This is a genomic window from Citrobacter sp. S39 (genome assembly GCF_009495675.1).
In the GTDB taxonomy this organism is placed as follows: domain Bacteria; phylum Pseudomonadota; class Gammaproteobacteria; order Enterobacterales; family Enterobacteriaceae; genus Citrobacter; species Citrobacter freundii.
In genome coordinates this window covers 617,865-631,293 of record NZ_CP045555.1, presented here as the reverse complement: position 1 = coordinate 631,293, position 13,429 = coordinate 617,865, and the positions used below count along the sequence as shown (strand labels likewise).

Genomic DNA, 13,429 nt, shown 5'->3' with positions numbered 1-13,429 from the left:
CTTTTCTGTGATCTTAATTCTGTTTAATTTTATTGCGTTCGGGTGAAAAATAGAATTGCAGTGATGGGGAGCACGAAAGGAAATAATCGTAAGCGTAATACAAAATAACATAAAAAAAGGGCGCTCCGTAGAGCGCCGAATAACAGTCACAGGTTGGGATAACATAAGTTGAGGGTTGCAGTGGCATTGCCCGTTGCCGGGCAGTTACTTCGGTAAAACTTAACCTTTCACACCACCTGCCGTCAGTCCGTTGACCAGCCAGCGCTGCGCCAGCAAGAACACCAGAGTGATCGGAATGGCTGAAAGTACAGCTGCGGCGGCAAAGTCGCCCCACAAATAGTTCTGTGGATTGAGGTACTGCTGCATACCTACCGCGAGGGTATAGCTGTTCACATCACGCAGCAGCAGTGACGCGACCGGTACTTCGGTAATAGCGGCAATGAAAGACAGAATAAACACGACCGCCAGAATCGGAACGGAAAGCGGTAGCAGCACCAGGCGGAATGCCTGCCACGGCGTTGCGCCATCCAGCGCGGCCGCTTCTTCCAGCGAACCGTCGATGGTTTCGAAATAACCCTTAATCGTCCATACATGCAGCGCAATACCGCCAAGATAGGCGAAGATCACGCCGCCGTGCGTGTTCAGGCCGATAAACGGAATGTACTGACCCAGGCGGTCAAACAAAGCATATAACGCGACCAGAGACAGCACCGCCGGGAACATCTGGAAAATCAGCATCCCTTTCAGCAGGGTTGCTTTGCCCGGGAAACGCATACGCGCAAAGGCGTAAGCACAGGTGGTGGAAAGCGTCACGATACCGATCGCGGTAATGCTGGCCACTTTCACCGAGTTCCACAGCCATAACAATACCGGGAATGGCGGTGGCGTCACGCGGCCATCCGCGTGTTCAACGCTAAAGCCCAGTGCCAGTTTCCAGTGTTCCCAGGAGATGTTTTCCGGGATCAAACTGCCGGTGGCAAAGTTACCTTCGCGTAGCGAGATAGCGATAACCATCAGCAACGGGAACATGATCGCCGCGATGAAAATCAGCAGCAGCAGGTGCGTTGTTAAGAGACGCAGTTTCTGAGATTTGGGTTGTACCATAGCCATGTTCGTTGTCTCCCTTAATCAAACTTCATACGTGTGGCTTTCAGGTTCACAATCGCCAGCGCGCCGACCAGCAGGAAGATCAGCGTGGCAATCGCCGCCGCCAGACCGAAGTCCTGACCACCGCCGCCTTCAAAGGCAATACGGTAGGTGTAGCTCACGAGCAGGTCGGTATAACCGGCTGGCGTGGTGGTGCCGAGTCGGTCCGGGCCACCGTTGGTCAACAGCTGAATCAGCACGAAGTTGTTAAAGTTAAAGGCGAAGCTGGCGATCATCAGCGGTGTCAGCGGCTTAATCAGCAGCGGTAGCGTTATCTTAAAGAAGTTCTGGAACGGACCTGCACCATCCATCGCCGAGGCTTCATACAGATCGTCAGGAATCGCTTTCAGCAGACCCATGCACAGGATCATCATGTATGGATAACCGAGCCAGGTGTTGACGATAATAATCATCGAGCGTGCGGTGGTTGGGTCGCTGAACCAGGCCGGTTTGATACCAAACAGTGCGCTCAGCATCATGTTGATTTCACCAAAGCTCTGGTTGAATAAGCCCTTGAAAATCAGAATCGAGATAAACGACGGTACGGCATACGGAAGAATCAACAGGACACGGTAAATCGCTTTGCCTTTGAGAGATTCCCACTGTACGAGACAGGCCAGCACCATCCCCACAGCAACGGTGAGGATAACCGTCAGAACGGAGAAGACCACCGTCCAGACAAAGATGGCGAAGAACGGTTTCTGGATGCCTTCGTCGGTAAACACGCGAGTGAAGTTATCCCAGCCGATGGCAACGGTATAGCCTGGACTGAGTTTTTCGCTACCCCAGCTACCGTCAGCGTTAATCGCCTGATAATAACCAATATCGTTATTGGCGCGGTATTTTACGCCGCTCTGGCTGTTGGTGAGCGTACCGTCATCAGCGAGCGTATAAAGTGGCTGCGTGCCGGAAAACTGGCGCAGTGAACTCATAATCACTTTGCTTTCATCCGGCAGGATGGCGGTCAATTGGGTTAATGCCTGGCGATTTTGCGTGATGATACGCAGCGTTGCACGCTCGCCCGCTGGCAGCGCTTCGGCTTCTTTCAACTGCAGTTTCTGTTCGCCGCCAAATTTAAAGGCGTCGGAGAGATAATTCTTGCCGGTTTCACCGTCGGTGAGAGCCAGTTGCCACTCATCACCCGCCGGATACAGGCCAAAGTTGTAGGTTTTCCCAGCCTGATACGAACGATCCATCAGGACTTCCTGAGCACGTTCAAAGGTCAGCTGGTTGGTACTGCTGTAGTTGGTAAAGGCAATGGCGATCGTACAAATCAGCGGAAACAGGACAAACAGCCCCATACCGGCAACGCCCGGGTAAACATAGCGCCAGGCATAGGCTTTACGGTTAGCGAAAATATACAGGCCAGCAGAGCTTAAAATCAGCGTCATGATGGCAAACAGGTACTCCCCCTGAGCGTACATCAAAACAACAAGGTAACCGACCAGCAGCCCAAGCAGACCCATCACTGACCATTTCAGCGTGTCGCTTTGCCACCAGTGTTTCTTTTTAATGACATCCATGGGGTTCAATCCTCAACAACAATGAAAACCTGTTGGTCAGCGTGCCTGATGGCGCTGCGCTTATCAGGCCTACGGTGTGTTGTAGGCCGGATAAGGCATTTATGCCGCCATCCGGCACGTGTGCTACAGCATTACTTGGTGATACGACCTTGTGCATCTTTCAGCGCGGCATCGACGGTCTGACGGCCGCTGGCTGCGTTGATCACTGCGGTACGAACGGCATACCAGAATGCGGACATCTGTGGGATGTTCGGCATGATTTCGCCTTTCTGGGCGTTATCCATGGTGGCGGCGATGCGTGGGTCTTTCGCTAACTGATCCTGGAAGGATTTCAGCGCAACGGCGCCCAGCGGCTTGTCCTTGTTCACTTCATCCAGACCCTGATCGGTCAGCAGGTAGTTTTCGAGGAACTCTTTCGCCAGTTCTTTGTTCGGGCTGGCGGCGTTGATACCGGCGCTCAGAACGCCAACAAACGGTTTAGACGCTTTGCCTTTGAAGGTTGGCAGCAGCGTGACGCCGTAGTTGATTTTGCTCTTGTCGATGTTGGACCACGCCCACGGACCGTTGATGGTCATCGCGGTATCGCCCTTGTTAAAGGCCGCTTCGGCGATGGAGTAATCCGTATCCGCGTTCATATGTTTGTTCTTGATCAGGTCAACCAGGAAGGTCAGGCCCGCTTTCGCGCCGGCGTTATCCACGCCCACGTCTTTCACATCGTACTTGCCGTTTTCAAACTTGAATGCGTAACCGCCGTCGGCGGCAATCAGCGGCCAGGTGAAGTACGGCTCTTGCAGGTTGAACATCAGCGCGGATTTACCTTTCGCCTTCAGCTCTTTATCCAGCGCAGGAATTTCTTCCCAGGTTTTCGGTGGGTTTGGCACGAGGTCTTTGTTGTAAATCAGCGACAGCGCTTCAACCGCGATCGGGTAGGCAATCAGTTTGCCGTTATAGCGTACGGCATCCCAGGTGAACGGATAGAGTTTGTCCTGGAACGCTTTGTCAGGCGTGATTTCAGCCAGCAGGCCAGACTGAGCGTAACCGCCAAAACGGTCATGAGCCCAGAAGATGATGTCCGGGCCGTCGCCGGTCGCGGCAACCTGCGGGAATTTCTCTTCCAGTTTGTCCGGGTGCTCAATAGTGACTTTGATCCCGGTGTCTTTCTCGAATTTTTTGCCCACTTCAGCGAGGCCGTTATAGCCTTTGTCGCCGTTAATCCAGATAACCAGCTTACCTTCTTCAATCTTGGCGAGAGCCGAGGCGGAAAACATCATCGTCGTTAATGCAGACAATGCGAGGATGCGTGCGCCAGTTTTGATTTTCATAGTTCCCATCCTGTTTGGTGATTTTGCAGAGGTGGCTTAACGGTTACTAGTTTCTTTATACGACAACCTCTTTCCATCCTCCTTACCCCTACGCCCCACCCGCTCTTTATGTGATCTGTGTTACATAAATGTGAGTATTGCGTACTGGCGCACATAAAAACCCACCGATTTTTGCAGGCTGCATCACGAAATTCCTCTGAGGCGGGTAGCCCGGGTCTCAGACGCTGCTCTCTCATCCTCCCGCCTCCTCCCCCATAAAAAAGCCGGGGGGTGGAGGATTCATGCAGTCAAGTGATCGCGCATAGTCAGCCCATCATGAATGTTGCTGTCGATGACAGGTTGTAACGAAGGGAGAAGGGCATGGCGAGCGTACAGCTGCGAAATGTAACAAAAGCCTGGGGTGACGTGGTGGTATCGAAAGATATCAATCTCGACATTCACGAAGGGGAATTCGTGGTGTTTGTCGGACCGTCAGGCTGCGGTAAGTCGACCTTGCTGCGTATGATCGCCGGGCTTGAAACCATCACCAGTGGTGACTTGTTTATCGGGGAGACCCGGATGAACGACATTCCGCCCGCCGAACGCGGTGTGGGCATGGTCTTTCAGTCCTACGCGTTATACCCCCATTTATCTGTCGCGGAAAACATGTCATTCGGCCTCAAACTGGCCGGGGCGAAAAAAGAAGTGATGAACCAGCGTGTGAACCAGGTTGCGGAAGTTCTGCAACTGGCACACCTGCTGGAGCGTAAACCAAAAGCGCTTTCCGGCGGACAACGTCAGCGTGTGGCGATTGGTCGTACGCTGGTCGCCGAACCGCGTGTATTCCTGCTGGACGAACCGCTGTCAAACCTCGACGCCGCGCTGCGCGTGCAGATGCGTATTGAAATCTCCCGCCTGCATAAACGTCTTGGTCGCACGATGATTTACGTCACCCACGATCAGGTCGAAGCGATGACCCTGGCTGACAAAATTGTGGTGCTGGATGCCGGTCGCGTAGCGCAGGTCGGTAAACCGCTGGAGCTATACCACTACCCAGCTGACCGCTTTGTTGCCGGGTTTATTGGCTCGCCGAAGATGAACTTCCTGCCGGTGAAAGTCACCGGGACGGCCATCGATCAGGTGCAGGTTGAACTGCCTAACCGCCAGCAAATATGGCTCCCGGTAGACAGCCATGCGGTGCAGGTTGGCGCCAACATGTCTTTAGGTATCCGCCCGGAACATCTGCTGCCCAGCGATATCGCCGATGTCACCCTCGAAGGTGAAGTGCAGGTGGTCGAGCAGCTTGGTCACGAAACACAAATTCATATCCAGATCCCCGCCATCCGTCAAAACCTGGTTTACCGCCAGAACGACGTGGTGTTGGTAGAAGAGGGTGCCACATTCGCTATCGGCCTGCCGCCAGAGCGTTGCCATCTGTTCCGTGAGGATGGCAGTGCATGTCGTCGGTTGCATCAAGAGCCGGGTGTTTAAGGTATCCCATTAAAAAAAAGCGCAAAACCGTCAAGGTGAAGCGTTTAAAGAAAAGCAATGATCTCAGGAGATAGAACGATGATTACTCTGCGCAAACTCCCTCTGGCGGTTGCTGTGGCGGCAGGCATTATGTCTGTTCAGGCAATGGCTGTGGATTTCCATGGCTATGCACGTTCCGGTATTGGCTGGACGGGTAGCGGCGGTGAACAACAGTGTTTCCAGGCAACCGGCGCCCAAAGTAAATACCGTCTTGGTAACGAATGTGAAACCTATGCGGAAATTAAATTAGGTCAGGAAGTGTGGAAAGAGGGCGATAAGAGCTTCTACTTCGACACTAACGTTGCCTATTCCGTCGCACAGCAGAATGACTGGGAAGGGACTGACCCGGCCTTCCGTGAAGCCAACGTGCAGGGTAAAAACCTGATTGAATGGCTGCCAGGCTCCACTATCTGGGCAGGTAAGCGCTTCTATCAGCGTCATGATGTTCACATGATCGACTTCTACTACTGGGATATTTCAGGTCCTGGTGCTGGTATTGAAAACATCGATCTGGGCTTCGGTAAACTGTCTCTGGCCGCGAGCCGTTCACAGGAAGCGGGTGGTTCATATGCTTTCAGCAGCCAGAATATCTATGATCGTACCAAAGACACCGCCAACGACGTATTTGACGTTCGTTTAGCACAGTTGGCAACTAACCCGGATGGGATGTTGGAACTGGGCGTTGACTATGGCCGTGCGAATACCACCGATGATTACCACCTGGCAGACGGCGCATCTAAAGATGGTTGGATGTTCACCGCTGAACATACCCAGAGCATGCTGAAGGGCTACAACAAGTTTGTTGTTCAGTACGCGACAGATTCTATGACCACTCAGGGTAAAGGTCTGAACCAAGGGTCTTACGGTTCATCCTCCTTCACCGTTACTAACCCAGACGGTAGTAAAACGAATTACGCCAATAACGTTATTAATAACAACGGTAGCCTGTTCCGCGTACTTGACCACGGTGCAATCTCCCTGGGCGACAAATGGGATCTGATGTACGTCGGTATGTACCAGAACCTCGATATGGATAACGACCTGGGGACCGAATGGTACACCGTCGGTATCCGTCCGATGTACAAATGGACACCGATCATGAGCACCCTGCTGGAAGTCGGTTACGACAACGTCAAATCTCAGCAGACTGGCGATCGCAACAGCCAGTACAAAATCACCCTGGCGCAACAGTGGCAGGCTGGCGACAGCATCTGGTCCCGCCCGGCAATTCGTGTCTTTGCAACCTATGCCAAATGGGATGAAGAGTGGGGCTACGTTAAAAATGGTAACGACGTAACCAAATACGCCGCTGCAACCAACTCTGGTATCAGCACAACCAGCCGTGGCGACAGCGATGAGTGGTCCTTCGGTGCCCAGATGGAAATCTGGTGGTAATTCAGCACTAACCTGACGTAAAGACCGAAAGAGGGGCGCCAGCCCCTCTTGATTACGGTTTAGCGCGCTATTGCCTGGCCACCGCTGAACCCATGCTATCTGAGGTGATAACAATGAAAATGAAGAAAAGTCTCGTTGCCCTTTGTTTATCTGCAGGGTTATTTGCCAGCGCGCCTGGCATCAGCCTGGCCGATGTAAATATTGTTCCGCAGAACACCACCGCGGCTCCAACTATTCCCACTGCTGCGCTACAACAGTTAACCTGGACGCCGGTTGATCAATCCAAAACCCAGGCGACACAACTCGCGGCAGCGGGTCAGCGTCTGGATGTTGCTGGTATTACTGGCCCAGTCGCCGCGTACAGCGTCCCCGCGAATATTGGTGAGTTAACCCTGACGCTGACCAGTGAAGTCAACAAACAAACCAGTGTATTTGCACCAAACGTTTTAATTCTTGATCAGAACATGACGCCATCTGCGTTCTTCCCCAGCAGCTATTTCACCTACCAGGAACCCGGCGTGATGAGTGCCGATCGTCTGGAAGGCGTAATGCGTTTGACGCCAGCGCTGGGCCAGCAAAAGCTCTATGTTCTGGTCTTTACCACAGATAAAGATCTCCAGCAGACCACGACCCTGCTTGACCCGGCAAAAGCCTATGCCAAGGGGGTAGGTAACGCTGTTCCGGATATCCCTGACCCGATCGCCCGTCATACCACCGACGGTCTGCTGAAGCTGAAAGTCAAAACCAGTTCCTCCTCCAGCGTGCTGGTAGGGCCGCTGTTTGGCTCATCCGGCCCTGGCCCTGTCACGGTGGGTAATACCGCAGCGCCTGCAGTTACTTATGCGGCTCCGGCGGCAGCCGTTGCCGCTCCAGCGCCACAACCGGTGAAGAAAAGTGAGCCGATGTTAGATGACACGGAAAGTTATTTTAACCAGGGCATTAAGGATGCCGTGGCGAAAGGCGATGTCGATAAAGCGCTGAAGCTGCTTGATGAAGCTGAACGTCTGGGATCCAAATCTGCCCGATCCACCTTTATCAGCAGTGTAAAAGGCAAGGGGTAAACGTCTCCCCGCAGTGCTGATTTTGCAACAACTGGTGCGTCTCCTGGCGCACCTTTTTTTATCCTTCGGTGCTAATTGTTACACTTATGTTGCTCTGACGATCACTTAATTGTGTTTGCTCACCCCGTAATGCATTTTCTGCGATACAATGCCTTCAGGTTATAAATCGGAGAGTAAGGCATGCCACACCCTGCGTTAACGCAACTGCGTGCGCTGCGTTATTTTGATGCGATCCCGGCGCTGGACCCCCAACTGCTCGACTGGTTGTTACTGGAAGATTCCATGACCAAACGTTTTGAGCAGCAGGGGAAAAAGGTCACCGTAACGTTGATTCGCGAAGAATTCGTTGGGCAAAATGAGGTGGCTGAAGAACTGACGCTGCTGCCTAAAGAGTCTCGCTATTGGTTACGTGAAATCCTGTTATGTGCGGATGGTGAACCCTGGCTTGCCGGACGGACCGTGGTGCCTGAATCAACCTTGTGCGGCCCTGAACTGGCCTTACAGAACCTGGGGAAAACCCCGCTCGGACGCTACCTGTTTACGTCATCGACATTGACCCGAGATTTTATTGAGATTGGCCGCGATGCAGCGCTATGGGGGCGTCGTTCCCGCCTACGGCTGAGCGGTAAGCCGCTGATGCTTACCGAGCTTTTTCTGCCTGCATCGCCGTTGTACTAAGAGGAAGATAAAGATGGAGTGGAGTCTGACGCAGAATAAGCTGCTGGCGTTTCACCGCTTGATGCGTACGGATAAGCCGATCGGCGCCTTACTGCTGCTCTGGCCAACGCTATGGGCATTGTGGGTGGCGACCCCAGGCATGCCGCAACTGTGGATCCTGGCGGTATTTGTCGCCGGCGTTTGGTTAATGCGCGCCGCTGGATGTGTGGTAAATGATTATGCCGACAGGAAGTTTGACGGACACGTTAAACGCACCGCGAATCGACCGCTGCCGAGCGGTGCTGTCACCGAAAAAGAAGCCCGAACGCTGTTCGTCGTATTGGTGTTGCTCGCCTTCCTGCTGGTTTTGACGCTCAACACGATGACCATTTTGTTGTCCGTTGCGGCGCTAGCGCTGGCGTGGGTCTATCCCTTCATGAAACGCTACACGCATCTGCCGCAGGTGGTGCTGGGCGCGGCTTTTGGCTGGTCTATACCGATGGCGTTTGCCGCCGTGAGCGAGTCTGTACCACTGAGCTGCTGGCTGATGTTCCTCGCCAACATTCTCTGGGCGGTGGCCTATGATACACAGTATGCGATGGTTGATCGGGATGATGACCTGAAGATTGGCATTAAATCGACCGCGATCCTGTTCGGCCAGAACGACAAACTCATTATTGGTATTCTGCAGGTCGGTGTACTGGTGCTGATGGCGCTGGTTGGGTGGCTGAACGGACTGGCGTTAGGCTATTACTGGTCTTTGCTGGTGGCGGGTGCGCTGTTTGTGTATCAACAAAAGCTGATTGTTCACCGTGAACGTGATGCCTGCTTTAAAGCGTTTATGAACAATAATTATGTAGGGCTGGTACTGTTTTTAGGACTGGCGATGAGCTACTGGCATCTTTGATCGCTTTTGTGAGACAAAAAACCGGTCGTTGACCGGTTTTTTTATGCCCTATCGGTTTCATATGCAAACACCCATGAAAGCGGATTTGGCTTTAATTAACGTTCAAACGGTCACCTCAACGGCTTTGTGTGATGAGGTAGTCATTGTCATTGGCGAAAAAAACACCGCATCAATACTTCTGCTAATAATGTGATATATCAATTTTCCCCCTCTATAAAAGAGCTATTTTATAAAGCATAAGCAATTCTAAACGAATCGTCTTTTGTCCTCTGGATATGTAAATTTTCGTTTCACCGGTAATAATCTTTAAGGCTTAACATATCTAAAATTTATTATTATTTAGTAATCTAATGTTTTTAGTTGTTATATTTGGTCGGTAAATATTTATTGGTGAAATAGTTAAGAAAATCGTGACTATCCAATGATGCTGATGAGTTGATGCTCGTCAAAATGCTGCTTTATAACGTGGGGTGTTTAAGGATTTCCTTATTTTTAGCTAAGCCTTGGTCTTTTTTGATATATTTATTATGAATATATGTAGATTTTCTAAAAATGAATTTAGTTTATCTAACGTGATAAATAAAATCCTCCATGATAAATTCTCTCCTGTCATTCAGTACTCGATTAAATTTTAATCTTATCGACGGCTCTGTTTGTTATCATCAAATCAGTATCTAACTCTATAAAAGTATTTTGATTTTATTTATTGTAAAGGATTATACACAATGTTTAAGAAAACACTATTAGCTGTTGCTGCAACTTCTCTTCTTTCCAGCATGGCTTTTAATGCATCAGCTGCTGATCAGGGGCATGGTAAAATTTCTTTTGAAGGTATCGTAATTTCCGCGCCTTGCTCTATTGCTCCGGGTGACGAAGACCAGACTATTAGCCTGGGTGAAGTGGCTGATACCGCTCTGAACGGCGGTAAATTCTCCCTGCCGGTTCCTGTTCAGATCCACCTGCAAGATTGTACCCTGACTGGCGGTACCACTGAAGCGCCGACCACTATCACTAAGGCAAAAGTTACATTCTCTTCTGCTAACGCAGATGCAGATAGCCTGTTGAAAAACACCGCTGAAGGCAACTATGGCGGCGCTGAGCACGTAGGCGTGCGCCTGCTGACTGAAGGCAATGAAAAGGTGGTAATGGGAACTGCGGTTGAATTCGCTCTGATGGCTGATAACTCTTATCAGGTGCTGAACTTCAAAGCTCGTATGGAGTCTCCGACTACTAATGCGACAGCGGGTAACGTAGCCTCTGACGTTAATTACGTTCTGGCATACCTGTAATTATTTTTATATAGATGATTGTATGAATCAAGCCGGTGGAGGAATCACCGGCTTTTTAGGCTTTTTTAACTGAAAAGGATTTTATGAAAAATACAATTATAAAGACCGGGTTAAGAAAGCTTCCTGTTTTAATTAAGCAATCTCTGCGTCCTGCAATTATTACCGCCATTATGTTTACCCCGGCTTGGGCGGTTGAATTCAACACAGGTATGATAGATGCTGAGGATAAAGAAAATATCGACCTCAGCCAGTTTGAAAAGAAAGGTTTTATCCCACCAGGACAATACATTACACGTGTTGAAATAAACAAAAAGAAACTCCCGAATGTCTGGTCCTTTGAGTGGATTAAAGCAGATAATGAAAGCGGTTCACAAATTTGTCTGACCAAAGATGATCTAATGTCTTTTGGCTTTGCTGATGAATTCATCCAGTCATTGCGCTCAATCAATGAGCGAGGATGTCTGGATCTCGCCAGTAAACCTGAACTGATTGTCAGGCTTGATAAGGGCGATATGGTTGTTACCATCATTGCACCTCAGGCATGGATGAAATATCAGGCAACAAACTGGACGCCGCCAGAATTCTGGGATGACGGTGTTGCGGGATTCATACTCGATTACAATGTTTATGCCAGTCAGTATAATCCGGACGAGGGCGATAAGAGCCAGAGTATCAGCTCCTACGGCACGCTTGGCTTCAACCTTGGCGCATGGCGCTTACGTTCTGATTACCAGTACGACAAATCCTACGAAGACGGCAAATCTGTTGGCAGTAACAGCAGCATGGATCGCACCTATCTGTTTCGCCCGATCCCGTCTATTGCCTCGAAATTGACGCTGGGTCAGTACGATCTGAATTCAGACATATACGATACATTTCATTTTACCGGTGCTTCGCTTGAGAGCGATGACAACATGCTGCCGCCAGATTTGCAGGGATATGCCCCGCAAATTACCGGTATCGCACAGACGAATGCCAAAGTGACGGTAACCCAGAACGGACGAATGGTTTATCAAACCACCGTCGCGCCGGGACCGTTTAACATTACCGACATTGGCGATACCTTCCAGGGGCAGTTGGATGTGACGGTTGAAGAAGAAGATGGGCGTAAAAGCACCTTCCAGGTTGGGGCGTCCTCAATACCGTTCCTGACGCGCAAAGGACAAGTACGCTACAAAACCTCTACCGGTAAACCGACAGCTGTAGGAAGTACCGATGTTAATAATCCGATGTTCTGGACCGGTGAGTTTTCCTGGGGCTGGACGGGGGATACCTCACTTTACGGTGGGGCACTGCTGACGGCTGATGATTACCAGGCGGCTACGGCGGGTATTGGTTTTAACCTGAACAGCTTTGGTTCTCTCTCTTTTGACGTGACTCGCGCAGAAGCCACTCTGCGTGGAGAAAATGATGAGAACAATGACAAGCAGCGTGGCTATAGCTACCGCGTGAACTATTCCAAGCGGTTTGAGTCCACAGGAAGCCAGGTGACATTTGCCGGCTACCGTTTCTCGGATAAAGAATATATCACTATGAACGAGTATTTAACGGCTCGCAGCGGTGATGACTCCTCCGGCAACCAAAAAGAGAGCTATGTGCTGTCTTTCAACCAGTATATTGAATCGCTGGCGATCAACACTTATCTCAATCTGACGCGTAACACTTACTGGGATGATTCTGCCAGCACTAACTATACGGTATCGATGAGTCGAAACTTCGACATTGGTAGCATAAGAGGGATCTCTTCTTCGTTTACGGTTGGTCGTTCCACATGGGATGACACAGAAGAGATGCAATACTATCTCTCGTTTTCTGTACCACTGGAGCAGAACCGCAGCCTCTCCTGGAGCATGCAGAAAAATGGCAGCGACAGTATGTCCCAGACGATGTCTTACTATGACTCTTCAGATCGCAACAACACCTGGAACATTTCTGCGACAGGCGATGCGAGTGATTTCCGCGAGGCCGAACCTGCTATTCGCGGGGGCTACCAGCACTATTCGCCTTATGGTCGCCTGAGCGTTAACGGCAGCGTACAGCCTAATGTATACCGTTCAATCACGGCGGGCTGGAATGGTTCATTTACCGCTACACGTTACGGTATGGCATTGCATGATAACGCCTACGGCAACAACGCCCGCATGATGGTAGACGCGGACGGCGTTGCTGACGTTCCGCTGAGCGACAAGCGCACGGTAACCAATATGATGGGGATTGCCGTAACCAACTCGGTCAGTAACTACACCACCTCCGCGGTACGCGTCGACAGCAACAAATTGCCTGACGGCGTCGATATTAATAACTCCGTAATTAGCACTACGCTCACTGAAGGTGCTATTGGCTACGCGAAGCTGAACGCCACAAAAGGCTATCAGATCATCGGCATTGTCAGACTGGCAAATGGTCGCTTCCCTCCATTGGGCGTTACCGTCGTGGATATTGACAGCGGCAAGGACGTTGGCCTGATTGCTGAAGACGGTTACGTCTACCTCAGTGGGCTTCAGGAAGACAGTAAATTGCGTCTCCAGTGGGGGAATAACGTTTGCGAAATAACGCCGCCTAACCAAAGCAATACTGATGGTCAGGCAGTAATTTTACCTTGCAAAACAGTAAACTAATT

General features: G+C 50.8%; 10 protein-coding genes. 7 read left to right on the top strand and 3 right to left on the bottom strand.

The features are described 5' to 3' along the window. Positions 1–219: 219 nt before the first annotated feature. The 3 genes from malG to malE all read right to left on the bottom strand — a co-directional run bounded on the left by malG (position 220) and on the right by malE (position 3,991). Entirely contained in the window at positions 220–1,110 is an 891-nt protein-coding gene (gene malG, locus GFB57_RS02885; protein WP_003031677.1) for a maltose ABC transporter permease MalG, read from the bottom strand. Between the two features lie 14 nt (positions 1,111–1,124). Further along, positions 1,125–2,669, bottom strand: coding sequence for a maltose ABC transporter permease MalF (gene malF / locus GFB57_RS02880; RefSeq protein WP_003031679.1), 1,545 nt, complete (start codon positions 2,667–2,669; stop codon positions 1,125–1,127). A 131-nt stretch (positions 2,670–2,800) separates the two neighbouring features. After that, the gene (malE, locus tag GFB57_RS02875; protein WP_003031680.1) at positions 2,801–3,991 is read right to left on the bottom strand and encodes a maltose/maltodextrin ABC transporter substrate-binding protein MalE; all 1,191 of its coding nucleotides are present in this window, start codon (positions 3,989–3,991) and stop codon (positions 2,801–2,803) included. Between the two features lie 360 nt (positions 3,992–4,351). On the opposite strand from malE, the gene malK reads away from it, so the two are divergent. The 7 genes from malK (at position 4,352) to GFB57_RS02840 (ending at position 13,427) form a co-directional block, all read left to right on the top strand. Continuing rightward, positions 4,352–5,461, top strand: coding sequence for a maltose/maltodextrin ABC transporter ATP-binding protein MalK (malK, locus tag GFB57_RS02870; protein WP_003031682.1), 1,110 nt, complete (start codon positions 4,352–4,354; stop codon positions 5,459–5,461). A 78-nt stretch (positions 5,462–5,539) separates the two neighbouring features. Beyond that, positions 5,540–6,895 (top strand): maltoporin, encoded by a 1,356-nt coding sequence (locus GFB57_RS02865; protein WP_003031683.1) that lies wholly within the window; start codon positions 5,540–5,542, stop codon positions 6,893–6,895. 113 nt (positions 6,896–7,008) lie between these two features. Further along, positions 7,009–7,956 carry a maltose operon protein MalM gene (gene malM, locus GFB57_RS02860; RefSeq protein ID WP_003031686.1) on the top strand — a complete coding sequence of 316 codons (948 nt, stop codon included), beginning with the start codon at positions 7,009–7,011 and terminating at the stop codon, positions 7,954–7,956. A gap of 180 nt (positions 7,957–8,136) precedes the next feature. Next, the gene (gene ubiC, locus GFB57_RS02855; protein WP_003031688.1) at positions 8,137–8,634 is read left to right on the top strand and encodes a chorismate lyase; all 498 of its coding nucleotides are present in this window, start codon (positions 8,137–8,139) and stop codon (positions 8,632–8,634) included. Positions 8,635–8,647: 13 nt separating this feature from the next. Next, positions 8,648–9,520, top strand: coding sequence for a 4-hydroxybenzoate octaprenyltransferase (gene ubiA / locus GFB57_RS02850; protein WP_003031690.1), 873 nt, complete (start codon positions 8,648–8,650; stop codon positions 9,518–9,520). Between the two features lie 725 nt (positions 9,521–10,245). Continuing rightward, positions 10,246–10,809 (top strand): fimbrial-like protein, encoded by a 564-nt coding sequence (locus GFB57_RS02845; protein ID WP_003031691.1) that lies wholly within the window; start codon positions 10,246–10,248, stop codon positions 10,807–10,809. Between the two features lie 170 nt (positions 10,810–10,979). Continuing rightward, positions 10,980–13,427 (top strand): fimbria/pilus outer membrane usher protein, encoded by a 2,448-nt coding sequence (locus GFB57_RS02840; RefSeq protein ID WP_231877175.1) that lies wholly within the window; start codon positions 10,980–10,982, stop codon positions 13,425–13,427. Positions 13,428–13,429 lie beyond the last annotated feature (2 nt).

What these genes read in the sequence shown, in the direction of transcription:
- GFB57_RS02865 (WP_003031683.1), top strand. Translation starts at nt 5,540, where the DNA reads ATGATTACTCTGCGCAAACTCCCTCTGGCGGTTGCTGTGGCGGCAGGC.
- malM (WP_003031686.1), top strand. Translation starts at nt 7,009, where the DNA reads ATGAAAATGAAGAAAAGTCTCGTTGCCCTTTGTTTATCTGCAGGGTTA.
- malG (WP_003031677.1), bottom strand. Translation starts at nt 1,110, where the DNA reads ATGGCTATGGTACAACCCAAATCTCAGAAACTGCGTCTCTTAACAACG.
- GFB57_RS02845 (WP_003031691.1), top strand. Translation starts at nt 10,246, where the DNA reads ATGTTTAAGAAAACACTATTAGCTGTTGCTGCAACTTCTCTTCTTTCC.
- ubiA (WP_003031690.1), top strand. Translation starts at nt 8,648, where the DNA reads ATGGAGTGGAGTCTGACGCAGAATAAGCTGCTGGCGTTTCACCGCTTG.
- GFB57_RS02840 (WP_231877175.1), top strand. Translation starts at nt 10,980, where the DNA reads ATGTTTACCCCGGCTTGGGCGGTTGAATTCAACACAGGTATGATAGAT.
- malE (WP_003031680.1), bottom strand. Translation starts at nt 3,991, where the DNA reads ATGAAAATCAAAACTGGCGCACGCATCCTCGCATTGTCTGCATTAACG.
- malF (WP_003031679.1), bottom strand. Translation starts at nt 2,669, where the DNA reads ATGGATGTCATTAAAAAGAAACACTGGTGGCAAAGCGACACGCTGAAA.
- ubiC (WP_003031688.1), top strand. Translation starts at nt 8,137, where the DNA reads ATGCCACACCCTGCGTTAACGCAACTGCGTGCGCTGCGTTATTTTGAT.
- malK (WP_003031682.1), top strand. Translation starts at nt 4,352, where the DNA reads ATGGCGAGCGTACAGCTGCGAAATGTAACAAAAGCCTGGGGTGACGTG.